Origin of the sequence: Paenibacillus sp. IHBB 3054 (genome assembly GCF_051594305.1) — a bacterium.
In the GTDB taxonomy this organism is placed as follows: domain Bacteria; phylum Bacillota; class Bacilli; order Paenibacillales; family Paenibacillaceae; genus Paenibacillus_AQ.
The window spans coordinates 36,508-59,349 of sequence record NZ_JBOFBG010000046.1; the positions used below are offsets into that span (position 1 = coordinate 36,508).

The window sequence follows — 22,842 nt, forward strand, 5'->3', positions numbered from 1 at the left end:
ATTAACTTCATTGAATCTGCTTCGTCGTGTGAATTCCCGCGCGTCTATTACTCTAGTTCAGTGTAAGGAAAGTGCCGTCACGGAGCGTTACCCGCCATACCGGCAGGAGCTTCAGCTTCTCCCCGTTTACTGAAGCAACATAGGCCGGGGTCAAATCCTTCACAGGCGAAGCTTCGCTGAATTGGGCCAGCTTAGCCCGCAGCTCATCGCCACCGGGAAGCTCCACAACCTGTTTAACGGCTTTTCCCTCTTCTGTATACATCAGCGATCGCTCATAGGAGGATACTGTGCCCTGCTGCAACTCCAGGTTAATAGCGCCATACTGCAGCTTCGGCTTGCTCATAATCGGATAAGAACCGTAGTACTGCTGGAAGGAAACGGTCCGCTCCTGGTTGCCCTCCTCCGTTGATGCCAGACGGTATGTACCGTTCCACCCACCATGTTTGTTGACAAAATCCACCGCTTCCAGGGCATCCTTCGCAGGTGTACTCTCACCCGCAGGAAGTGCAGCCGGATCGCTATAGCTCATCCAGTTCTGTTCCTGATCAACCTGCAGGCTGCGCTTGCTGTCTGTATAAATCTTTGAGCCATCCTTCTCTGGAATATATCTGGTGCTGCCGGCATCAAAGAATAGATTGTTCTGCATTTGTTCAATGGTGTACATGCCGGAGGGAATTTCCACCTCAACCAGCGATATTTTTTCTTCCGGCACATAATAATCGCCATTCATTGCTGTATATGGCGTCCAATTCATACCGAAATCCACATGCTGCTGCACGTCCTGAACGGTCAAATCAGCCTTAGCCGCTTCATATACGATATCACCTCTAGTACTGAAAAAGACAGCATGTGCCTTGGAATCATTTTTAACATTGTAAATCCAGATCCGGTCAATGCTCTCTCCCTGGAACAGCGAATCGGGAGCGAGCTGCATTACCCTCTGCAGCAAGGTTACCGGAATGCCGGCACCGAAGGACAGCTCAATGCCCGAATTCTCACTGCGGATCTTGTCCCAATCGAAATCCTGCACCGAGCGCCGCTGAAAGCTCTCAAACCCGCGCCCTTTCAGCCGGTTCATGATCAGGTCATAGAAGGTGGAGCCGGGATAAAACAGCGTATGCTTGTCCTCCCCCATATGAATGATCATTTTATCAGGGTAGAGCAGATTCTCAACTTTCTCTTCGGGCCCCATATTATCTGTCTTCACATATAGGTTCTCTGACATCACTGCTGAGTCGCTCCCCGGCAGCCGGTAGATCAGATAATAGCTCTCTATTAGACTTCCGCAAACGAGCAGGGCAAGAATCCATGACTTGATTCTTTCCTTCACAACACACTCCCCCTTTGCTCTTTCAGAGGCAGTGTGAAGGTTACCAGTGAGCCTTCATTAAGCTCTGACTGCAGGGAAATTGACCCTCCATGCGCCTTGACAATTTCCCGGGCAATGGACAGCCCGAGTCCGGTGCCGCCCATATTGCGCGAGCGGGCTTTATCGACCCGGTAAAAACGTTCAAAAATCCGCTCGATATCCTTCTTGGGAATCCCAATCCCGGAATCACGTACAGAAACGGCTAGCATTCCATCTTCGGTTTTGAGTGCCTCCAATTGAATGGTTCCGCCTTCCGGCGTATATTTCAGCGCATTGGAGACCAAATTGCCCAGCACCTGATCAATTTGATCGCGGTCCAGCCAGGCCGTGGCGACTTCCTTGCGCACTCTTGTGCTGATATGAATTCGTTTCTGGCGAATCTGGAAGGAGAAGCGGTCCGCCACATCCTCCAGCATCTCGGAGATATCCGTCTGCTGAATGCGCAGGCTCGATTCCCTCGAATCCAGCCGCGAGAGATGCAGCAGATCTGTAACAAGCCGGATCATCCGTTCTGTCTCATTGCGGATGACTCCGACAAACCGTGCAGCAAGCTGCGGATCATCGAGCGCACCATCATCAAGCGCTTCAACATAGCTCTTGATCGTCGTCAGTGGAGTCCGAAGCTCATGCGAGACATTCGCCACGAACTCCCGCCGCGATTCCTCCAAATTCTCCTGCTCGGTAACATCCTGCAGCACCGCAATGGTTCCGGCAATCCCTCCGCCTTCACGGCGGTGAATCGGGGTGAAGGTCACCCGGACGATATTGGGATCGCCTCCGCCCATTGGCGAGAGATGAAGCATCGCTGATTGGGCGTTGCCTTGCGCCAGCGACCCCGACTGCTCATGATCGAGACCCAGCAGCTCATCGAGCGGTGCCCCTTCCGGAAGCGGGCCTTCCGCTCCCAGCATATCTGCTGCCCGGGTATTCATCAGAATCACCACGCCGCTTTCATCAGTAGCAACCACGCCGTCACTCATATTGGTCAGGATGGAAGCAAGCTTCTCCTTCTCCTCTTCATTCTGCGACAGCGCTTCGCGGAGCCTTCCTGTCATGTAGTTGAACGCCTGACTGAGTTGCCCAATTTCATCGTTGCCGAATACAGGCATTTTACGGTTGAACCGGCCCTCAGCAACCGCTGTGGCATGCCGGGTCATCTCCTTGATAGGATGGGTGATCGTATGGGCGAGAATGACACACAGAACGGCTGTCAGGGCGAGTGCCAGCAGCAGACCGGAGAGGAACACGCTGTTAATCCGGCTCATCGTGGCGTATAAATCCTTCATATCGGCAGCAATATAAATCGCACCTACCACTTTGTCGCCGGAGAGAACCGGCTTGGCGACCACCTTCTTGCGCACATTATCATCGGCAATGATATATTCCTCATTATCGCTGATGCCTTGCAGGGCGCGGCTGACCACGGTTTGTGTGTTCCGCTGCCCGACATAATCATTTTGCGAAGGGACAGATGTCGTAATAATTTTACCGCTCGCATCCAGTACCTGAATTTCAGCTCCGCTGATATACAGATTATTGACCATTCCGCGCAGACTCTCCACCGCAGTCTCTTCACCGGCTGTTCCGGCTTCGCTGCCCAGTTTATCTGCCGTAAGGATCGACAACATTTCTGCCCGCGCCTTTAAATCTTTGGTGAAGTTATCGGTTAGTGAATTCTTCATCGAGCTGACAAAATATACACCGATCAGCTGCATCGCAATCAGAATCAGCAGTACGTAAATAATGATAAGCTTGGCCTGAATCGTCCGGAAAAAGGACCGCCCTTTCATCACAGCCCCCCGCTTTTGGGGCTATGCATCAAATAACCGAGTCCGCGCCGGGTGAAGATATATTCCGGCTTGCTGGGATTCTCCTCAATTTTTTCTCTCAGCCGGCGGATCGTGACATCCACGGTCCGCACATCCCCGAAGTATTCGAAGCCCCATACCGCCTGCAGCAGATGCTCCCGGGTCATTACTTTGCCGGCGTGGCGAATCATATAATAGAGCAGCTCATACTCACGATGTGTTAAATCGAGCGGCTCTCCATCTTTATAAACCATGTACATGTCGGTATCAACGAACAGGCCGAAATGATTGACGCCCTGTTTGCTCTCCGCTCTTTCACTAAGCATTTCGGACGGCGATGGCTTATGCTGGCGCCGCATTTGAGCTTTGACTCTGGCCAGCAGCTCGCGCGTGCTGAAAGGCTTGGTCACATAATCATCCGCACCCAATTCCAGACCCAGCACTTTGTCGATCTCACCGTCTTTGGCTGTCAGCATAATGATCGGGATGTCCAAATGCGCTGAGCGCACTTCGCGGCAGACATCCATGCCATCCTTGCCGGGAAGCATCAGATCAAGCAGCATCAGATCGGGCCGTCTGGACAGAGCCAGTTCCACAGCACTGTTGCCGTCAAAGGCACAGATTACCTCATAGCCCTCTTTTTCGAGATTAAACTTTAATATATCAGCAATAGGCTGTTCATCGTCTACTACCAGAATCGTTCCCATCTGCATATGCTCAGCTTCACCTTTCTAAGCGTACTAATCACTCATTCTCTTATTTTAACATACCTGCACTGGCGTCACATCCTACGAAGTGGGGATAGAAATGTACTTTCATCCAGTTCATCAATATATTTTTAGCTTTAAAAGATAAAGCCGCCCGAAAACTCGGACGGCTGATTATAACCTATGGATTATTTCAGATATCTCAGCGGATTGACCGCTGTGCCGTTCTTGCGGATCTCAAAATGCAGGTGGGTACCGGTTGAACGCCCCGTGTTGCCCATAACACCAATGCTGGCTCCCTGCTCCAGCCGCTGGCCAACAGATACTGAGATGCTTCTCAGATGGCCGTAGTAGGTGACATATCCGTTTTTGTGATCCACAATGACCACATTGCCGTAGCCGCTCTGTACACCTGCAAAAGTAACCGTCCCGGCATCCGCAGCTGTGATGGTCCTGTTGCCGGATACGAGATCGACTCCTTTATGGCTTCGTCCCCAGCGCTGGCCAAAGCTGCTGGAGAGGCTTGCCCCGCTAACCGGCCAGGCGAACATGCCCGTTCCTTCGCCGACTACCTTCGTGCCGCGATAGACTACCTCAGGCAAGGAAGCCTTCAGAACCGTCTGGCCCATCCATTCTTCCTTCACTACGAGGCCGTTTTCCTTGGTCACCCGGTACTGCATCTGTTTCAGACCGGTCTGTCCTGCCCGGACAACCTTGCTCTTGCCTGCTGCCAGCTCATCACTCTTGCGGACAATCACTTCCGGTTCAGTGGCAAGCTGCTCCGATACCTGCTCCACGGTCACTACAGTAAGCTCTGGCTGTGGTACGGTCAATTGCAGCTCGTCTCCAATTTGCAGGGTCAGCTCTTTCACCGACGGATTGTTGCGGAAAATATCAGCCTGCGTAATCTCAAAACGTTTGGCAATCCCAGAGACGGTATCGCCTTCTTGAACCGCATAAACAAGCGGCTCCTCTTTCCCTTCGGTGAGCACCTCAACCGCTTCCTCGACGCTCAGCACCTGGGTGGGGTCTGCCTTGACAGGAACAACGGCAACGTCCTCCTGAATGGCAACCGATTCTACCTTGTCTGCATTTGCCGGTGCAGCCGCCTTCGCGGAACGCGTAGCTGCTGTCTTCTTGAGCTGGGCGCCCGTTGAAACCGCGGCAGCCGGAACGTAGTGTTCTTTCACGCTCTGCAGTACGGCATTCGCTGTCTCCTGATCTTTGACAATCCCCACAGCTTTGCCATCCACCGTCAGCTGCACACCCACTGCATAAGCTTTAAGCATGCTATCAAGCTTGTCCAGTGTAGCCGCACTGTCTATCTCCGGTTTATACGCTTTTTCCGCCTCTGTCGTAATGCCGCTTGTTTGCAGCACCATCACTGAATCGGGATACTTGAGCTGATATTCCTGCTGCTTCTCTTCGAACAGCCGATCCAGCTCCGTTTCCTCGCTGATCTTTCCTATTTCCTCACCCTTAACCAGCACCTTATAATAGGTTACCGTGTTCGCGGTCACATATTTCTTCTCTGCACCGATTAAAAAGGTCGCCAGAAGCACCAGACCGGCAGAAGCTGCTATCCAGGACCGCCGGAATCTCCGAGGTTTGGTTTCTTGATAAAAGACGTTAGTTTCGCTAGAGGCAGAACTGCCCTTTTGACTTTCTGCGCTGAATCCTGCGGATGTCTCTGCTTTGTCCCGCAGTTTCCCCATCCCGCGCATGAACTTAAATCCTTTCATGAAACTCTCCCTTTCAGTCCGCTTAGAAGCGGCCAACCTTGTTATTCGACCCCTTTTATATATGCTGCTGCGTCTATTTACTATGTGCGTTAGTGTACCTTCATTTCGTTTTCGTCCAAAATATAAGCATAAAGTATGAGGTAAAATTCGTACTTTTCTTATATTTAAAAAGGTTACAAAAAATTAACCCCTTATAGTCCTTTTTTACTGTACCATAGACGGCAGAAAAATTTCAACTTTACCCCAAAGACAAAACCCGCGATAATCGCGGGTTTGTTCCATGATTTTGACATTTTAACATCAAGAACGTGTCCAAAAAATGACAATTTTTAGTTTGTGGTACCCTCAGTTGAATTTGGTGTAAGCATTTTCATTAATGTGTCATATTCATCAGGATTCACATACTTGGCAATGACTTGCTGCAGTTCCTTCACTTCATTCTCCGTCAACCCATCCTCCATCGCCGTTGAGATTTTCTGCATCTCCTCCTGCGGAAGTTTGGTCATCAGGATATTGAAAATATTGGATTTCTCATCCATGGGCAAACTGTCCTTGAGCTCACCCATCGCTTCCGGTGTCATCACCAGCTGCTGGTCCAGTGCACTGTCACTTTGTTCTTCCTCTCCGGAAGCCTCTCCCATTACAGCCAAAGCATCCTCAGGCACCTTTTCCTCCACGGACTTCTCCGTCTTTTGTTCTGGTGTATCCACCGTTTCACTTTTGCTGTCCTTCACCGCACCGGAAGCACCTTTATCATCCTCAGCTACATTCTTGGCGTTATCCGTGACTCCCGTTCCTGTGAGGCTCTTGATAAAACCGCCAATTCCCGGTGACGGCCCCTCCAGCTTTATATCAAAACTGGCCAACACCGACTGTATATACGTATTGACGACGAATGCCGTGGTCAGAACCGAAAGTGCGCTGGCCAGTACGACAATCAGGCAGACTCCAAGTGCACGTCTTACTATCTTCATCTTCATCACTCCCTTGCGCCCTGTTCATATTCAATCTCCGGAGGATCAGTGCGTTATTGCTTTCATCCTCCCAGTATTGACTAGAACCAGCTTCGGGAAACCAAAATATTACATAATTGTTGAAGCGCAAAAAAAAGAGACCCACATAGGGCCCCTTTACTCACAGGAATCACTTAGATATAGATAGGCAGAACCTGATTGGTCTGCTCACGGTTGCGTCCCACGGAGAAGATGGCAATCGGAATGCCTGTAAGCTCCGATACCCGCTCCACATATCTGCGCGTATTGGCCGGCAGATCCTCCAGTGTCTTCGCTCCGGTAATGTCTTCGCTCCAGCCTGGAAGCTCCTCATAGACGGCTTCGCATTCAGCCAGCATTTTGAGGCTGGCCGGATAGTGAGTAATCACCTCGCCGCGGAATTTATAGCCGGTGCAAATCTTCACCGTCTCAAGGCCGCTAAGCACATCCAGCGAGTTGAGCGACAGACCGGTAATTCCGCTGACCCGGCGGGCATGACGGACAACGACACTGTCGAACCAGCCCACACGGCGTGCACGTCCGGTTACAGTACCATATTCATGGCCTGTTTCACGGATGTAATCACCCGTAGCATCGTTCAGCTCAGTAGGGAACGGACCATCGCCAACACGGGTAGTGTAGGCCTTGGCAACCCCGATAACCTGCTTGATCTTCGAAGGACCCACGCCAGAACCGATACACACACCGCCAGCCGAAGGGTTCGACGATGTAACAAACGGATAAGTCCCTTGATCGATATCCAGCATTACACCTTGTGCACCTTCAAACAGTACTCTGGAATCAGTATCTATAGCATCATTCAGAACCACTGAAGTATCAGTCACATAACCGCGAAGCACTTCTGCATACTCCAGATATTTGACCAGAATTTCTTCCACGTTCAAAGCTTCCGCTCCATATACCTGAGTAATGACCTGATTCTTTTCCTCCATTAATTGGCGCAGTCTCAGCTCAAATTCCTCGGCATCCATCAGATCGGCAATCCGGATTCCGTTGCGTGCCGCTTTATCCATATACGCCGGGCCAATCCCCTTGCGTGTAGTACCGATTTTGTTCGGGCCTTTACGGTCTTCTTCCAAGGCATCAAGCAGCATATGATATGGCATAATGACATGGGCACGATCACTGATCACCAGATTTTTGGTGTCAAACCCGTTCTCATGAATATAATTAATTTCTTGGATCAGGGCTTCCGGATTAATAACCATTCCGTTACCGATTACACAAGTCTTTTCTTTATAAAATACACCTGATGGAATCAAGCTCAGCTTGAATTTCTTTCCGTCAATCAGAATCGTGTGACCGGCATTGTTACCCCCCTGATACCGGGCGACCACATCTGCGCTCTCTGCCAGAAAATCCGTGATCTTCCCTTTGCCTTCGTCTCCCCATTGTGTTCCCACGACGACTACCGTTGACATATTCATTCCTCCGTAGGTGCAAGCTAGCACCATTATTTTTCATAATATGGGCTCTGTACAGCGTTCTTATGTACGCAGCCCTCCGGACGCCAAAGCAGTTTTAACCCGCTAAAGCACAATAACCAGTGTAACAGTGGTACTTTTTAAAGTCAAATAAAAACGAACGATCACACAAGGAAATGTGCAATCGTTCGGGAATTGTGAATAAATGATCTACCCTGCAAAAGGTTCAGAGTGTGCCCGCTCGTAGTTGACGAACTTGTTGAAATTTTTCAGGAACACAAGCTCTACAGTGCCGACAGGGCCGTTACGCTGTTTGGCAATAATAATTTCAATGATATTTTTCTTTTCGGTATCCTGGTTATAGTAGTCATCACGATACAGGAAGGCTACGATATCGGCATCCTGCTCGATGGAACCAGATTCCCGAAGGTCACTCATCATCGGGCGCTTGTCCTGCCGCTGCTCCACACCCCGGCTAAGCTGGGAAAGGGCAATGACCGGAACATCAAGCTCACGGGCAATCTGCTTCAGGGTACGGGAAATCTCGGAGACTTCCTGCTGGCGGTTCTCTCCGCCCTTGCCGCGGCCCTGAATCAGCTGCAAGTAGTCGATGACGATCATGCCGAGGCCTTTTTCCTTCTTGAGCCTACGGCATTTCGCCCGAATATCTGTAACCGTGATCCCGGGAGTATCATCAATATAGATTTCTGCTTCAGATAAGGACTGAATCCCCATCGTAAGCTTCGACCAATCATCATCACTTTTGAAATCACCGGTACGCATAATGTTGGCATCGAGGTTGGCTTCCGCGCAGATCATACGCTGTACCAGCTGCGGCGCCGACATTTCCAGACTGAAGATGGCTACGGTCTCTTTGGCACGGACCGCTACATTCTGGGCAATATTCAGTGCGAATGCCGTCTTCCCTACGGATGGACGGGCCGCTACAATAATCAGGTCATTACGCTGGAAGCCGTTGGTCATATGATCAAGGTCGGCAAAGCCGGTTGGAATCCCGGAGGTGCCCCCCTTATTCTGATGAAGCAGCTCCACGCGGTCGAAGACCTGCATGAGCACATCGCGGATGGCGATGAAGCCACTGCCGCTCCGGCGGTTGGAGATCTCCAGGATCCGCCGCTCGGCATCGCTCAGCATATCGGCTACATCCTCACCGCCGGTGTACCCTTCACTGACGATCTGCGTCGCTGTACGGATCAGCCGCCGCAGCATCGCCTTCTCTTCAATGATCTGCGCATAATATTCCACGTTTGCCGCAGTCGGCACTGCATGCGCCAGCTTAGCCAAGTAGCTGACACCGCCGATATCCTCAAGCTGTCCCTTGTCCTGCAGTCTGGACGTCAGCGTAACCAGATCAATCGGCTGGCTCTCTTCTCCGAGCTGCACCATCGCCTCAAAAATCATTTGATGCGGTTTATCGTAGAAGTCTTCGGTATTCACCCGCTCCATCGCGGTAACCAGCGCTTCATCCTGCAGCAGAACAGCACCGATTACAGCCTGCTCTGCCTCCAGGTTCTGCGGGGGAATCCGATCGAAAAAGAGATCTCCACCCATCTTACTCCTCCGTTACCTGAACCGTAAGGTTAGCCTTTACTTCAGTATGCAGCTTCACACTTACCTGAAACGTACCTACATGGCGAATGGGATCACTCAGCTCAATTTTGCGCTTGTCGATTACGATCCCTTGTGTTTCCACCAAAGTTTCGGCGATCTGCTTGCTTGTAATAGCGCCGAAGAGACGGCCGCCTTCACCCGATTTTGCTTTCAGGGTCAGCGTCAGCTCGTCCAGCTTCTTACCCAGCTGCTGCGCTTCTTCTTTCTCCTGGTCCTTACGGCGCTGCTCGGCTGCTGCCTGATTCTCCAGAGTTTTCACATTGCCGTCTGTGGCCGGGCGTACCAAGCCACGCGGCAGCAGGAAGTTCGCTGCATAGCCTTCCGATACCTCTTTCACTTGCCCCTTCTTGCCTTGACCTTTAACATCCTTTATAAAAATGACCTTCATTCGAATAGCCCCTCTTTCGCTTCAATTTCAGCCAGAACTTCCATTAGTCTGGCTTCTGCTTGCTTGCATGTTCCCTCAAGCTGCACCGCTGCGTTGGACAAATGCCCTCCGCCGCCGAGCTTCTCCATGACCACCTGCACATTCATTCGTCCGAGTGACCGGGCACTGATGCCGATGAGGCCGTCAGGCCGCTCACTGATCACGAATGAAGCCACCACATTCGTCATTCCAAGCAGCGTATCCGCTGTCTGGGCAATTAAGAGCTGTGGAATTTTCATTCCCGGTGAGGTTACAACGAGTGCAATATGATCATACACCATCCGGGCATGTTTGATAATTTCCGCTTTGGAAATGTACTCCTGCAAATCCTCTTTCAGCATACGCTGGATAAGGATCGTGTCCGCGCCGATCCGCCGCAGAAACCCTGCCGCTTCAAAGGTTCGCGAGCCGGTATGCAACGCGAAATGCTTCGTGTCGACCGTGATTCCCGCGAGCAGCATGGTAGCCTCCAGCGGACTGAGCTTAATCTTGTCATGAATGTACTGCAGCAGCTCTGTTACCAGCTCGCAGGTGGAGGAGGCATAGGGCTCCAGATAGACCAGCACCGCATCATTAATGAACTCCTCACCCCGGCGATGATGGTCAACAACAACAATGCGGCTGGCGTACTGCACGAGACGCGGCTCCATCGTCATGGAGGCCTTGTGCGTATCCACGACAATCAGCAGCGTATGTTCAGTCATCATCTGGAGTGCCTGCTCTGTAGTAACAAAGGTTTTGTACAGCTCATCATCGCGGCGGATCTGCTCCATCATCCTAGTGATGGACGGATTAGGCGGCTCCATCACGATGTTTGCTTCCACATTGTACATCTGTGCCGCCTTAAGCAGCCCAATAGCAGCCCCTACGGCATCGATATCGGGGACACGGTGACCCATAATCAGCACTCTGTCGCTCTCCTGCATCAGGTCACGCAGCGCATGCGCAATGACCCGCGCCCGGACTCTCGTGCGCTTCTCCGCCGCGTTGCTCTTACCTCCATAGAAGGAGAGCCTCTGGCCCGCCTTAACGGCTGCCTGATCCCCGCCGCGGCCCAGCGCCATGTCCAGACTGGATTGCGCCAGCGCTCCGAGCTCACTGGCGGACTCTGAACCATAGGCAAGGCCTATGCTCAGCGTCATCGGCACCTTGAGGTCGGCCGTCATTTCGCGCACTTCGTCGAGTACAACGAACCGGCTCTCTTCCAGCGCCTGAAGGCTACGGTGATTCAGCAGCATCAAGTAGCGCTCTGAGGACAACCGCCGCAAGTATACTTCAAACTGCTTGCTCCACTCCGTAATCTCACTGGCTACCTTGGCGATCAGCGAAGTGCGCTGCTGATCGTCCATGCCTTGGGCTGCTTCATCCAGATTGTCCATCATCACAATACCAATGGCCAGCTTCTCTTCTTCATACCTTTCCCGAAGAACCACAAGCTCGGTAATGTCATACAAATAGAGCAGACGCTCGCTGGGTATAGCCACAACCTGATAATACCGGTCATCCACTGAAATTTCCTGTCTGATGTCCTTGAGCACGCCCTCTTTGGCCGGTTCCCGCTTGACCGGCACATTTCCCGTCAGAGAGGACATCACCTCAGGCAGCAGCTCCTGCAGCGCTTCGCCTACCAGGGACTTCCGGGAGAAGATGTCACCGGCATTGCGGTTGTTCCACTCCACCGTGCGGTCTTCGCTATACAGGATAATGCCGAGCGGAAGCATGCTGACCGCTTCACCTTCCACCCGCTTGATGCGGAAAGAAAGCCCGTTGATATATTCCACCAGGTTGCGCCGGAATGAGATCTCCGCTTGCAGCATGGAGAAACATAAAGTGCCGGCCAGGAACAGGCTGGCAATCCCCAGAGCCCAGTTATAGATACTGACGACTATAATAAGGACCAGCAGCAGCAGGAACGCCCATACGGTATGATAGCCGTGCCAGCGTCTTTGCAGAAATTTAGGCATGAGCTCTCACCCTATCGTTTCGATTTCTTCACTAGCTCTCGCAGTGGGAACGCCATATCGATAATACCGATAATCCATAATCCCGGCAGCCAAATAACCGGCAGTGCCAGCAGTATCGCCACAATCTTGCTCCATTTACGCTCATAGACCACGAAGAACAGGAATCCGATAGTCTGGATTTTAAATACAATTTGCAGCAATGGCAGCAGATTGGCCGAGATCATCAGCATAAAGCTGTTGTCTGAATTGCCAAACAGCAGGTTAATTACGACTCCCAACAGATAGTACCAGATAAATGATCTTGAAAGTCTCCATTCACGCGCAGGCTTCAGCTTGGGAACCGCATATTCCATGCTGTTAAGGATGGGGCGGACAATGGAGTGGGTGATTACAGCCATCATAAATGAGCTCAGAATCAGCGTCATAGGAATAACCTGTATGGTCATATGACTGATTGTATTTACATCCTCAGATGTAAGATTGAACTCGGTCATCAGCGGATTGCCCGTGCCCAGATCAGAGAGCGGGGACGTAACCATCTGCATCATATCATTGACATAACTGGAGAGATCAAAATTGAACAGCGCCGTACCGATCACCAGCAGCAGCAGAAACTCGCCTAAAATCGTAACGGTTCCCGCAAGGATGGTGGACAGCGCCGAAGCGCGTTTCTTATACCATCGTCCCATAACTATTGCCGGGATTAAGAAATAGAGCGCTAACACTACGTAAACAGGTGTAATCAGGCCTACAATCAGGAGTACTGGCAGTAGATGCACAATAAACTGTTTAGTACTCAGAGTAGTGAATAGCACTACAGCCGGAATAATCAAGAAAAGGGTAGTGATAATGAGCAGCGGGGTTGATAAGGATAGCAGCAGCAGCAAGTAGACGATGCTCCATGCCACAGATGTCCAGCGAAATTTCAACAGTATTCACCTCTTACGCATATGTTCTTCTAACGCAGATATATCCTGGTACCATTCTTCAAGCTGATGCCCTTCCTGCCTGTGCTTTCTAAGCTTTTCGATTAATAAATCATCCAGCTCTCGATAGGGAATACCCAGTCTGCGCCCCAGAATATATGAGCTCATAATCAGGCTGGCCAGACTGTCGCCCACACGGGCGGTGCTGCCTTCCCACAATGCCTTGAACAGCCTTGAGACTTGATCAATTACTTCGGTTTTTAACCACTCAATTACCTTGGCGCGTTTGGCCACATCCAAATCCTTCGGCACATTGGGCATGTCTCTTAACCTCCGGCAAAAAGCATTATTCTCCATTATAGCATAAATATTTCCCAGCCACACGGGACGTCAGCCCCCCGGAAAGAGCCCTGTTTGTCTTCAGACAATAGGCCCGTTAACACCGCTTCTACGAGCCATCCCTCTTCAAAAAAGGCCCGCATTCCGTTTGTTGCCGGAAATACAGGCCTTGCTGCATTTGCATCTTATGCATCAATAAATTATAACGATTCCTGCGATTGCCGCGAAACAACCTTCTCACAATATTCAATAATTTGACTCCGGCGGACAATACCGATAAATCGGTTCATATCGTCGACCACCGGCACAAAGTTCTGCACCTTGGCCAGATTAATCAAATCCTCCATATCGGCGTCGATCGATACCGGCAGATTGTTCATCCGCAGCGGCACATCTTTAAGCAAATATTTTGAAGCATTTTCAAACGTAACCGCCCCGCCCGAGTCCTTCATGTACCAGAGCAAATCGCCTTCTGTTACAGTTCCGGCATATTCTCCGTTCCGGTTCAGGATCGGTACAGCAGTATAGCGGTGAAATTCCATCCGTTCCAGAGTCTGCCGCAGCGTTGAATCCAGTGTCACGCACGCGACCTCCAGCTTGGGAAGTAAAAAAAACGCAATATTCATCTCTTGATCCTCCTCAAAGAGTTCCGAAGGAATTAACACTTACCTTCCCCTTGTTATAGGGCCATTGTAGTTATACGCCTCAGGAAGCAATAAGTTCCATCTCATTATACCATGAAGACAGTAAGCAGCAGCCACTAACCTTGCACATGGCTGCTGCTTTTTTAAGGATATGATATTCGTCCTGACCGTTCTATTGTGCTTGAGCTGTAGCCTTAGGCTCCAGCGCGTTCTCCGCTTTGCCCGGCTCAATCAGCTGATCAACCGGTGTGCTGGCACTCATCCAATTGTCGATCAAGGCCTTCGCTTCCTTCAAGTCTTCTTCATCTATGATATCGTAATACAATCCGTTGATACGCTCCCCTTCACCCATCACGGTAAAGCTGGAAATATCCATGTCTTTGCCGCTCATGAATTTCTTGGCCAGGCTAATAATGGTGGACGGCTCGATATCGGTCTTGAAATTTTCACCCATAATGTCCAGCAGCTCAGGGATCTTGCCGATTTGACTGATTGATAACATTTTATTCGCAACCACATCAATAAAGACCTGCTGCCGTTTGGTCCGGTTAAAATCACTGTCCTCCCGGTAACGGGTGTAATTGAGCGCCTCTTCACCATCGTAGTTCGGTTTGCCGCCCTCAATCGTAAATTTCTCATGATCCTTGCCTTTATTTACGATATCCTTCTTAATCGGCAGCGGTACGCCTCCAATGGCATTCACCGCATCCTTGAGGCCTTGGAAATTAATTGTGGCATAATATTGAATATCGTGCCCCAGCAGCGCCTCCAGCGTATCCTTAGCCATTTGCTGGCCGCCAAATGCGTACGCATGTGTGATTTTGTCTTTCTTGTTGTCATTATGCCCGATGATTTCGGTGTACGTATCACGCGGTATGGAAATGAGCAGCATCTTATAATCCTCTGGACGAATGACCGCATAGATCATCGTATCGGAACGCGCCGTTTCATTGTCACGCTGGTCTGTACCCAGAAGCATAAGAGAGAACGGGTCGCTTTTATAAACAACCGGCTCCGGTTTGACTTTGTTGTCGTTCAGCGGCTGATAAGATTCTTCCGCCAATGTTTTTTCGACTCGGTCTGACAGGAAAAGATCAAAAGCCAATACGGCCAGCTGTTTTTGAAACAAAAAACCTCCCGCAAGGACGACTACAAGTGCTATAAGGGCAATATACCTTTTTTTCATTTTTTTCTTCTTCATCATTAGATTCCTTCTTTATGGTGGAATATACACAGGATTGCTTGAAGCTCTATTTATAATGCTTGCCTGCTGCTTACCAGACAGTCATGACTGTGTTTCTTTTGTTGTTGAACATGCTCTCTGCCCTATTCAGTCTTAGTGTTCCCCCTTTCAGGAATTAGGGTCATTCTAATTGTTGAATAAACCTGGAAAACAACTTTGACACAGAAACAATATTTCTATTGTAATCACTTGACGCATAAAAAGAAACAACAAATACCGACATCATTTGTGCTGCAGCTACTTGTAATCCATAAAGTATATGACGAGCAAAACTCTATTTTGTTATGCAGCTTGACAAATAAATATTTAAAAACCTGCTGACAGCTTAGGCTTTAACACAAAAAGACCGCAACCCCCGCGATCTCTTGGGATGCGGTTTTTGCGGTCTCAAATGTCTAATCGATATCCTTAATCCACCACTTCTGCGGCTCCACAATATTGCTTATAGCATTTACTCTTACGCCCTGCAGTCGATGATTAACAGCAGTAATATTGGCCCGTTCGGCAAAAAAGATCATCGGAACCTCTTCGTTAATCAGCTTCTGCCACTCATAATACACCTGCTTGCGATGCTCCTTGTCATACGACTTGGTGCCCACACCCTCACGGATCAGTTCTTCACTGCGGGTTGAATACCAGCGCGAATAATTCCACAGATCCGATGAGCGCCACAAGCCTGACGGATCCGGGTCACTGGCTAGTCCCCATACCCCGTTAAACAACTCGACCGAAGGATCATCATTCTCTACCGCTTCGTAGAACGTATTCAGCTCTTTCAGACTTCCGCCGTTTAGCTGTACATCTAGGCCGACCTCCCGCCAATTCTGCAGAATCGCCTGCGTGCGCGGCGCTGAGGTCTTGCTGCCGTTCATGGCATCATAGTGAATGATGAATTTAGCTCCCTTGGGGTCCTCGCGCAAGCCGTCGCCATCCACATCCACATATCCCGCTTCATCAAGCAATGACCTGGCAAGTTCAGGGTGATAAGGATAGGTATTAATTTCTGAATCGGCAATTTTGGCCCAGCTTGTACTGGGGACCGGAGTTTCAATCAGCGTTCCCAGCCCATTGGAGAATTTATTGATAATACCTTGACGGTCCAGTGCGTAATACATAGCTTTGCGCAAGCGCTTGTCTGCAAACTTGGGGTTATCCATGACATTTTGCTGTGTTTCATCATCCCAATGTCCAAATTTGAAGCCTATGTATTCGTAGGACAGCTCCGGTGACTGCAGAACCTCAATATTATCCAAGTCCTTTATGGCTGCAAAGTTATCCCGCGGAACCGTTCCAATATCGATCATGCCTTCCTCGAACTGGGGAGAAAGGCTCTCGGGATCCACTACCTTATATACAACAGCGTCAAGCAACGCCTTTCCCCGGTGATAATGGTCAAATCGCTTCATTTCCACAAGCTGCCCCGGCTGAATTTGAGTTACCTCGAAAGGGCCAATGCCAATTGGGTTTTTCCGCACCTGATCACTTTCCGGCATATCTTTAACAGCCACTCCGCTATAATATTTCTTGTTCATCGGATAAGGCCACAAATTGTCAATTGTATTTACTCGTGCGGCATTTACCGTAATTCTCAGCCGATAAGGATCAATGACTTTGATTCCGGAGATTTCCTTCGCTTTTCCGCTATGATAATCTTCTACTCCCTTAATCATTTCCACGCTGTAATACCTTGAACCTGTGTAGTCGGGGCTGGCAATTGTCTCAAGTGCAAATTTCCAGTCTTCCACCGTCAGCTCATCGCCGTTATGCCAGCGGACACCGGGTTTAATGCTGAATGTGAACACGGTATGATCTTCGGATTCCTGCCAGGAAGCAATATTCGGTACGGTTGTCAGGTCATCCTCGACGGTAAACATAGCCTCCGTAATGAAATCAAGAACATTGGAATCATCATCTCCTTCAAAAAAAGCCGGTTCAAACAATCCCTGGAATGGAGAGGTGTAGCCATAGGTAACGGTACCCCCTGCCTTTGCCTCATCAGCCGTTTTGCTGAAGGATATTGTATTTGAATTATTGCTTAAGCCTAAACCGCTGCATGCTGAAAGTAGAAAAGCCATGAGCATCAGCATTCCGCCAAGTTTACGTTTATGCATGAATTCCTTCCTTTCTTCTGTTCCTCTAACCCTATATGGAAGCGTTTTCTAATGTTTATTTTACTGAATTATTATTAAAATTTAGTTGTCATTCCAATTTAAGCTATATATATCAGTTAATGCGTAAAATTTTTAAAACACGGTTTTGATAAACCACATTATAGAGGATATACAATATTCTCCGTAAAGAAAAGACCATATTTGTAACCTTTGTGCGGCGGACACAAAAAGGCCTGCCTTTTCGGGGCAGACCTCCGTTCAGAATTTATGCCTATTGTTCCTCATCCGTATGGATGATCGACACGCCTTCAACATGCCTTTTTCGCATCAGCTTGCGCTTTTTACGGGTATCCTTGCTCTCGAAAATAATATCAAAATCATAATCGTCAGGGTACAGCTCCGCTTTGGAGAGGTAGGGCTTCAGGCGTTTGTGATTTATTTGCATTTTTTTCTTTTGAATCATGATCCCAACCATTCCCAAGTCATTTCGCTTCTCATACACAATCCCCGTTCTCCCAAGGGAGCTGACATACACCGCATCGCCTACCTCAAAACTTACGGCCTGCTTCTTGCTGTCTGCTTCCTCCGCAGAGTCAATCTGTTCTCCGCCTTCTTGTGTCCGCTCTTTGTCCTCTTCATTCGATTCAACGGACACTCTCAATCCGTCAGTTTTGTGCCCTGTGTGCCCGGCATTAGGGCTGCTCCAGATCACTCTCCCGCCCTGTTGTTCCCGCTGCTGGGCTACAAGCTGCTGCGAGCGCTGAATTACATTGCCCGGGATACCCAGCTTCTCGGCGATTTGCAGCGCGTAGCTTTCACCCGCCTCGCCAATGGTCAGCTTGTAGAGCGGCCGGAGTGTCTCTTTATCGAACTCCATCCGCGCATTCTGGAATCCCGGGGTTGAAGCAGCAAACACTTTTAGCTCATTAAAATGGGTAGTGACAATGATATTCGCCCCTTTGCGGTTCAGTTCCTCAAGAATGGCTATCGAGAGAGCAAAACCTTCACCGGGATCTGTCCCTGCCGCCAGCTCATCAATCAGCAGCAGCACCCCTTTGCCGGCATCCTGCAGCATTCCCTCAATGCTCTTCATCTGGGCAGAAAAAGTGCTCAGCGACTGCGTCAGGCTCTGTCCGTCTCCGATAACACTGATTACATCGCTGAATACAGCAAAGTCACAGTCCTCCTCTACAGGAACCAGCATTCCGGAATGCACCATTAAGGTCAGTAGGCCCAGCGTTTTGAGCACAACTGTTTTCCCGCCAGTATTGGGGCCTGTTACAATCAAAGACTTATAGCCCTTGCCAAACTCAAGGCTGACCGGCACCATATCCTTCAGCTTCGGATGCCTGCCGCCGTTCATCCTCAGGTAACAACGGTCATTCAAAGCCACTCTCCTCGCCCCAAGTGTGCGGGCGTACTTGGCTTTGGCAAAGATGAAATCATAAGTGCCGGTCACATCAATGTTGACCCGCAAGGCTTCCTGCTCCTGTTCTACCATGCCGCTGAGCATGCTTAGAATGATACCCTCTTCCCTTGCCTCGTCAGCAGCCAGCAGCTCCAGCTCACCTTGTAGGGCGGCTATATCATAAGGCTCGACGAACACAGTCTGCCCGCTGGTGGATTGATCCAGCACTGAGCCTTTCACCTGTTTGTGATATTCGCGTTTTACAGGAATGACATAACGCCCGCCGCGCATGCTGACCAGATTCTCCTGGAGGATAGACTGGTGCTTGGACATAATGCTCTCCAGCTTCCTGTTCAGCCGCTCTTTAGCTACTGCCAGACGCTTGCGCACTCTCTCCAGCCCTTTACTCGCCTGGTCTTCTATGACCCCGAATCGGATACAGCGTTCAATTTCCTCTCTGACATGCCTCAATTCCTGTAAAGAGGCACCGTAGGCGGCGATCCGCGGCGCACTTTGCTCCTTGGAGGCCATATACTTGCGCAGCTGGCTGCAGCTGTTCAGAAAGGTGCATACCGACATGAGATCCTGCTCGTTATACATATATCCGGTACCCAGCAGTGACATGATCGACTCGATTCCCTCCAGAGAAGGCAGCGGAACACTTGCCCCTCTTCCCAGCAGCTCATAGGCTTCATCCGTTTCATCCATCGCCCGGTGGATTGCCGGCAGGTAAGTCATCGGTGCCAGCTCACTTACATATCTTCTTCCTTCATAGGATACTGCATGCCGTGCCAAATCCTGTTTGATCTCTTCGTATTCAAGGGTATTCAAACTTTGCAGATTCAATGTTTCTCCTCCTCTATTGTCGACCTGAATGTATCAGGCGTGATTCTTCCTAACGCAAAAAAGGGCAAAGACTGCCACTACGGCAGTCCTTGCCCTCATTTATATGGTGTTGTCTCTGAAAACAGAAAAAACCGTGCTGCAAGAGCACGGTTAATTACAAAGAGAACAACAGCCGTAAAGAGGCCATCGTGACGCTTCGTGTGTTCTTAACTAAATCATTCACCTTCAACAACCAGAGCATGTCGCGGGACAGACTCAAACAGAGCACACGTATCGCCTAATCCGATACCTGGCGCAGCTAATTGTTCAGGTAATATGAAATTGCTTAGTTAAGAACGCTCACCAACATCAAAATTTCCCCTTTAGTTTAGGATAACTGTAATTTACTACATTCTGTGGCATCCGTCAATTGGCAACAAAACAGTTCAATACCCAACTAATTCTATTCTTACTATCTGCAACTTGTCCATGAAGGGCGCCGAAGAAAGTCTTTTGCAGCTCAACCAGAACTTGACCCCCACCCTCAATCAGTTTGTCATAAATGCCGCGCAGCTGTTCCTCACTGTCCAGCCCCATAATAATGCTTACATTTTCCGTCTTGGCGCCTTTCCCGTAATCATCGGAGAAATGGATCAGACTCTGGCCCAGATGCAGCTCTGCATGCAGCCATTTGCCTTTATGCTCATTCAAAATCTTTATTTCCCCGCCAAACACGCTCTGATAATATTCTACCGATTCCTGTACATTCTCAATGACTACAAAGGGGCTTGCACTGACCATCTTTATGCCTCCAACAAGTATATTATGCGGCTGTTTAGCTTCCGTCATCACTTACTCATTATATACAATTAAGTATTTATGACCAAGCGGGCATCCTTATAGACATTATGTAATAAATCCTAATACACATGTGTTTCCATTTATATATGGAACACTTTGTATATCCTACTTTCAATTCACATGATTCAATACAATTAATAATTGAAGGGGGATAATCCGAATGATCATTGCAGTGTTTATCATTAGTTATCTTTATGCGCTACTGCATCTTGGAGTGGGTCTGATTCAGTTGCGGCAGCGTCAGGTCCCTGCCCGTACAGCAGTCTTATTCATTGCCGGCGCACTCAGTATTGCATTGACCTCCTTTTTCTGGGGGCATACTTTGACCGCAGCCGTCCTGCTATCGTTTGGTTTTATCCTGATTCAGTCCGGTGCCATCATGAACGGAATTCATCTTCATGGCAAAGTAACTGCAAGCCATCAGCTCGTCAGGCTAGCCCTCTTCGCCGTGCTGCTTGTCATCTTTCTTCTATTTAGCTGAGGCCAGTTAATGCGGGAGGGTGTCGTTTATGAGCAAATAAAAAAGCAGCCGGTTGCCCGGCTGCTTTGTATAAAACGTCCTATTCCGTTGTGTAAGGCAGCAGCGCGATTTGACGCGAGCGTTTTACAGCAATGGTCAGAGCGCGTTGGTATTTTGCACTTGTACCTGTTACACGACGCGGCAAAATCTTTCCGCGTTCGCTGATGAACTTCTTAAGAAGCTCAGTGTCTTTATAATCAATGTGAGTAATTTTGTTCACAGTGAAGTAGCACACTTTTTTGCGCTTGTTGCGTCCACCACGACGTGCCGGTCTTTTGTCGTTGTCTCCGCCTTCTCTTTGTTTGAAAGCCATGTTCAGTTCAGTCCTTCCTTATTAAAATGGCAAATCATCGTCCGATATATCGATCGGTTTTCCATCGCCCGAAAAAGGATCTTGATTATTGTTGTTGTTACGCGAGAAATTATTGCTATTTCCGCGTCCACTGTTACCGCCGCCACCGCCATAGGCTGGTTCTTCAGGAGCACCTGCACCACTTGGTGTATTTCCGCCTTCACGGTTCTGCGAAGATTCCAGGAAACGGACATTATCGGCAATGACTTCGGTTACGTATACACGTTTACCTTCGTTATTCTCGTAATTCCGTACTTGGATGCGTCCTTCCACGGCTGCCAGTCGTCCTTTGCGCAAGTAATTGGCACAGGTCTCAGCCAGCTGTCTCCAGGTTACTACCGGGATGAAGTCCGCCTCGCGTTCACCGTTCTGGCCCGTAAAGTTGCGGTCTACAGCAAGTGTAAACTGCGTTACGGCAACACCAGCGGGAGTATAACGAAGTTCCGGGTCACGGGTCAACCGACCGATCAGAATGATACGGTTCAACAATTCAATCCCCTCCTTTAACGCGATCAATTACAAAGCTTGTCAACATCTTAGGCAACGTCGTTCGTAATGAGATAACGAATTACTTCGTCAGAAATCTTCATGAGACGTTCCAATTCGGTAACTACTGCAGGTTCTGCACTGAAGTTAACCAAAACATAAACGCCATCACGGAATTTCTTGATCTCATACGCAAGACGGCGTTTACCTTGCACATCGTGCTTTGTAATTTCTCCGCCGTTGGAGATGATGCCTTGGAATTTTTCGACTGCTGCTTGAACGGCTTCTTGTTCAATGTCAGGACGAATAATGTACATGACTTCATATTTGCGCATAATTTTCACCTCCTTATGGTCTGCGGCCCCTGATCACGTCAGGAGCAAGGAACGAGCACAAACATAGACTCGCACCATATTAATATACCAAATAGTTCTGACGAGTGCAAGCAATATTAATCAATGCCATTTCCAGGTACTTTTTAGCTACATGAACAACCCCATGAGTGCGCACAATATAACTGTATTCACCACTCTAGAGAAGGAGGGATATCATGGGCGAACAGACGGAATATGAAAAAGGCGACAAAGCACCTAACCCCGGTGTCTACATGGAAGTAGGCGAAGCACGCAGCTTCCACACACAAATCAGTAATCCGAAACGGATTGAAATGGAAAAGGGTGATACCTTCCCCGAAACCACCAACAAAAACCGCAAATGGAAAAAGGTCGAGAAAGCGCGGGTCCATTAATTTTTGAGCACCATGTATAAAAGAGTCGATCCTGTCCCATAATAAACTCAGGCAGTACAAAAGAGAGGTGTGGTTCCGTTGGACGTCGTAGACGAACACAATCACTGGGATTCTGATTCAGCAACTATTGTAACCCGGGAAGAGTAAGGGCTGGGCTCCTAAAAAAAGCACAGTTTCAGCACAACCCAATCACTTTAGCGGCTTTACACAGAGAAATTCCGAACATCATTGATGTACTGCCTCTGGAGAGGGACCCGAAAGGGTTCCTCTTTTTGTTGTTAATTAAGTACAAA

General features: G+C 49.3%; 21 protein-coding genes. 2 read left to right on the forward strand and 19 right to left on the reverse strand.

Features of this window, described 5'->3' with window-relative positions:
* Positions 1-52 precede the first annotated feature (52 nt).
* The 16 genes from ACQ76X_RS31135 to ACQ76X_RS31210 form a co-directional block, all read right to left on the reverse strand.
* Positions 53-1,330 (reverse strand): YycH family regulatory protein, encoded by a 1,278-nt coding sequence (locus tag ACQ76X_RS31135; RefSeq protein ID WP_438497629.1) that lies wholly within the window; start codon positions 1,328-1,330, stop codon positions 53-55.
* Positions 1,327-3,159, reverse strand: coding sequence for a cell wall metabolism sensor histidine kinase WalK (gene walK, locus ACQ76X_RS31140; protein ID WP_038598224.1), 1,833 nt, complete (start codon positions 3,157-3,159; stop codon positions 1,327-1,329). The genes ACQ76X_RS31135 and walK overlap by 4 nt, the downstream gene beginning before the upstream one ends.
* A complete protein-coding gene (gene yycF, locus ACQ76X_RS31145; RefSeq protein WP_038598226.1) occupies positions 3,159-3,890 on the reverse strand; it encodes a response regulator YycF in 732 nt (243 codons plus the stop codon). The genes walK and yycF overlap by 1 nt, the downstream gene beginning before the upstream one ends.
* Positions 3,891-4,072: 182 nt before the next feature.
* Complete coding sequence (locus tag ACQ76X_RS31150) at positions 4,073-5,626, reverse strand: peptidoglycan DD-metalloendopeptidase family protein (RefSeq protein ID WP_438497630.1); 1,554 nt, start codon at positions 5,624-5,626, stop codon at positions 4,073-4,075.
* Positions 5,627-5,955: 329 nt separating this feature from the next.
* Complete coding sequence (locus ACQ76X_RS31155; RefSeq protein ID WP_438497631.1) at positions 5,956-6,600, reverse strand: hypothetical protein; 645 nt, start codon at positions 6,598-6,600, stop codon at positions 5,956-5,958.
* A gap of 173 nt (positions 6,601-6,773) precedes the next feature.
* Entirely contained in the window at positions 6,774-8,060 is a 1,287-nt protein-coding gene (locus ACQ76X_RS31160; protein WP_438497633.1) for an adenylosuccinate synthase, read from the reverse strand.
* 213 nt (positions 8,061-8,273) lie between these two features.
* Positions 8,274-9,635, reverse strand: a complete 1,362-nt coding sequence (gene dnaB / locus ACQ76X_RS31165) for a replicative DNA helicase (RefSeq protein ID WP_038598234.1) — start codon at positions 9,633-9,635, stop codon at positions 8,274-8,276.
* Position 9,636: 1 nt separating this feature from the next.
* Positions 9,637-10,083, reverse strand: a complete 447-nt coding sequence (gene rplI / locus ACQ76X_RS31170) for a 50S ribosomal protein L9 (RefSeq protein ID WP_038598236.1) — start codon at positions 10,081-10,083, stop codon at positions 9,637-9,639.
* Positions 10,080-12,086, reverse strand: coding sequence for a DHH family phosphoesterase (locus ACQ76X_RS31175; protein WP_438497635.1), 2,007 nt, complete (start codon positions 12,084-12,086; stop codon positions 10,080-10,082). Before ACQ76X_RS31175 ends, rplI begins: the two co-directional genes overlap by 4 nt.
* An 11-nt stretch (positions 12,087-12,097) precedes the next feature.
* Positions 12,098-13,015: a DUF2232 domain-containing protein gene (locus ACQ76X_RS31180; protein ID WP_038598241.1), complete on the reverse strand. Its 918-nt coding sequence runs from the start codon at positions 13,013-13,015 to the stop codon at positions 12,098-12,100.
* Positions 13,016-13,021: 6 nt separating this feature from the next.
* Positions 13,022-13,333 (reverse strand): MazG-like family protein, encoded by a 312-nt coding sequence (locus ACQ76X_RS31185; protein ID WP_036706324.1) that lies wholly within the window; start codon positions 13,331-13,333, stop codon positions 13,022-13,024.
* A gap of 218 nt (positions 13,334-13,551) precedes the next feature.
* The gene (locus ACQ76X_RS31190) at positions 13,552-13,977 is read right to left on the reverse strand and encodes a CBS domain-containing protein (RefSeq protein ID WP_076111710.1); all 426 of its coding nucleotides are present in this window, start codon (positions 13,975-13,977) and stop codon (positions 13,552-13,554) included.
* A gap of 190 nt (positions 13,978-14,167) precedes the next feature.
* Complete coding sequence (locus ACQ76X_RS31195; RefSeq protein WP_076111856.1) at positions 14,168-15,196, reverse strand: LCP family protein; 1,029 nt, start codon at positions 15,194-15,196, stop codon at positions 14,168-14,170.
* A gap of 437 nt (positions 15,197-15,633) precedes the next feature.
* On the reverse strand, positions 15,634-17,349 hold the full coding sequence (gene opp4A / locus ACQ76X_RS31200; protein ID WP_438497636.1) for an oligopeptide ABC transporter substrate-binding protein: 1,716 nt from the start codon (positions 17,347-17,349) through the stop codon (positions 15,634-15,636).
* Between the two features lie 271 nt (positions 17,350-17,620).
* Entirely contained in the window at positions 17,621-19,603 is a 1,983-nt protein-coding gene (locus tag ACQ76X_RS31205; protein WP_438497638.1) for an endonuclease MutS2, read from the reverse strand.
* Between the two features lie 405 nt (positions 19,604-20,008).
* Entirely contained in the window at positions 20,009-20,383 is a 375-nt protein-coding gene (locus ACQ76X_RS31210) for a VOC family protein (protein ID WP_438497639.1), read from the reverse strand.
* 220 nt (positions 20,384-20,603) lie between these two features.
* On the opposite strand from ACQ76X_RS31210, the gene ACQ76X_RS31215 reads away from it, so the two are divergent.
* The gene (locus ACQ76X_RS31215) at positions 20,604-20,924 is read left to right on the forward strand and encodes a hypothetical protein (protein ID WP_438497640.1); all 321 of its coding nucleotides are present in this window, start codon (positions 20,604-20,606) and stop codon (positions 20,922-20,924) included.
* A gap of 79 nt (positions 20,925-21,003) precedes the next feature.
* Here ACQ76X_RS31215 and rpsR read toward each other — a convergent pair whose 3' ends face one another.
* From rpsR to rpsF, 3 genes are read right to left on the reverse strand one after another with little or no spacing between them, the layout of a single operon-like run.
* Entirely contained in the window at positions 21,004-21,276 is a 273-nt protein-coding gene (gene rpsR / locus ACQ76X_RS31220; protein WP_019914552.1) for a 30S ribosomal protein S18, read from the reverse strand.
* 21 nt (positions 21,277-21,297) lie between these two features.
* A complete protein-coding gene (ssb, locus tag ACQ76X_RS31225; protein WP_438497642.1) occupies positions 21,298-21,804 on the reverse strand; it encodes a single-stranded DNA-binding protein in 507 nt (168 codons plus the stop codon).
* A gap of 47 nt (positions 21,805-21,851) precedes the next feature.
* Positions 21,852-22,136: a 30S ribosomal protein S6 gene (gene rpsF, locus ACQ76X_RS31230; RefSeq protein WP_438497643.1), complete on the reverse strand. Its 285-nt coding sequence runs from the start codon at positions 22,134-22,136 to the stop codon at positions 21,852-21,854.
* 215 nt (positions 22,137-22,351) lie between these two features.
* Between rpsF and ACQ76X_RS31235 the strand changes: the two genes are divergently transcribed.
* Entirely contained in the window at positions 22,352-22,549 is a 198-nt protein-coding gene (locus tag ACQ76X_RS31235; RefSeq protein WP_038598253.1) for a YjzC family protein, read from the forward strand.
* Positions 22,550-22,842 lie beyond the last annotated feature (293 nt).

Coding starts and splice junctions, on each gene's coding strand:
- walK (WP_038598224.1), bottom strand. CDS start 3,159: ATGAAAGGGCGGTCCTTTTTCCGGACGATTCAGGCCAAGCTTATCATT.
- yycF (WP_038598226.1), bottom strand. CDS start 3,890: ATGCAGATGGGAACGATTCTGGTAGTAGACGATGAACAGCCTATTGCT.
- ACQ76X_RS31150 (WP_438497630.1), bottom strand. CDS start 5,626: ATGAAAGGATTTAAGTTCATGCGCGGGATGGGGAAACTGCGGGACAAA.
- ACQ76X_RS31155 (WP_438497631.1), bottom strand. CDS start 6,600: ATGAAGATAGTAAGACGTGCACTTGGAGTCTGCCTGATTGTCGTACTG.
- ACQ76X_RS31160 (WP_438497633.1), bottom strand. CDS start 8,060: ATGTCAACGGTAGTCGTCGTGGGAACACAATGGGGAGACGAAGGCAAA.
- dnaB (WP_038598234.1), bottom strand. CDS start 9,635: ATGGGTGGAGATCTCTTTTTCGATCGGATTCCCCCGCAGAACCTGGAG.
- rplI (WP_038598236.1), bottom strand. CDS start 10,083: ATGAAGGTCATTTTTATAAAGGATGTTAAAGGTCAAGGCAAGAAGGGG.
- ACQ76X_RS31175 (WP_438497635.1), bottom strand. CDS start 12,086: ATGCCTAAATTTCTGCAAAGACGCTGGCACGGCTATCATACCGTATGG.
- ACQ76X_RS31185 (WP_036706324.1), bottom strand. CDS start 13,333: ATGCCCAATGTGCCGAAGGATTTGGATGTGGCCAAACGCGCCAAGGTA.
- ACQ76X_RS31190 (WP_076111710.1), bottom strand. CDS start 13,977: ATGAATATTGCGTTTTTTTTACTTCCCAAGCTGGAGGTCGCGTGCGTG.
- ACQ76X_RS31195 (WP_076111856.1), bottom strand. CDS start 15,196: ATGAAGAAGAAAAAAATGAAAAAAAGGTATATTGCCCTTATAGCACTT.
- opp4A (WP_438497636.1), bottom strand. CDS start 17,349: ATGCATAAACGTAAACTTGGCGGAATGCTGATGCTCATGGCTTTTCTA.
- ACQ76X_RS31210 (WP_438497639.1), bottom strand. CDS start 20,383: ATGGTCAGTGCAAGCCCCTTTGTAGTCATTGAGAATGTACAGGAATCG.
- ACQ76X_RS31215 (WP_438497640.1), top strand. CDS start 20,604: ATGATCATTGCAGTGTTTATCATTAGTTATCTTTATGCGCTACTGCAT.
- rpsR (WP_019914552.1), bottom strand. CDS start 21,276: ATGGCTTTCAAACAAAGAGAAGGCGGAGACAACGACAAAAGACCGGCA.
- rpsF (WP_438497643.1), bottom strand. CDS start 22,136: ATGCGCAAATATGAAGTCATGTACATTATTCGTCCTGACATTGAACAA.
- ACQ76X_RS31235 (WP_038598253.1), top strand. CDS start 22,352: ATGGGCGAACAGACGGAATATGAAAAAGGCGACAAAGCACCTAACCCC.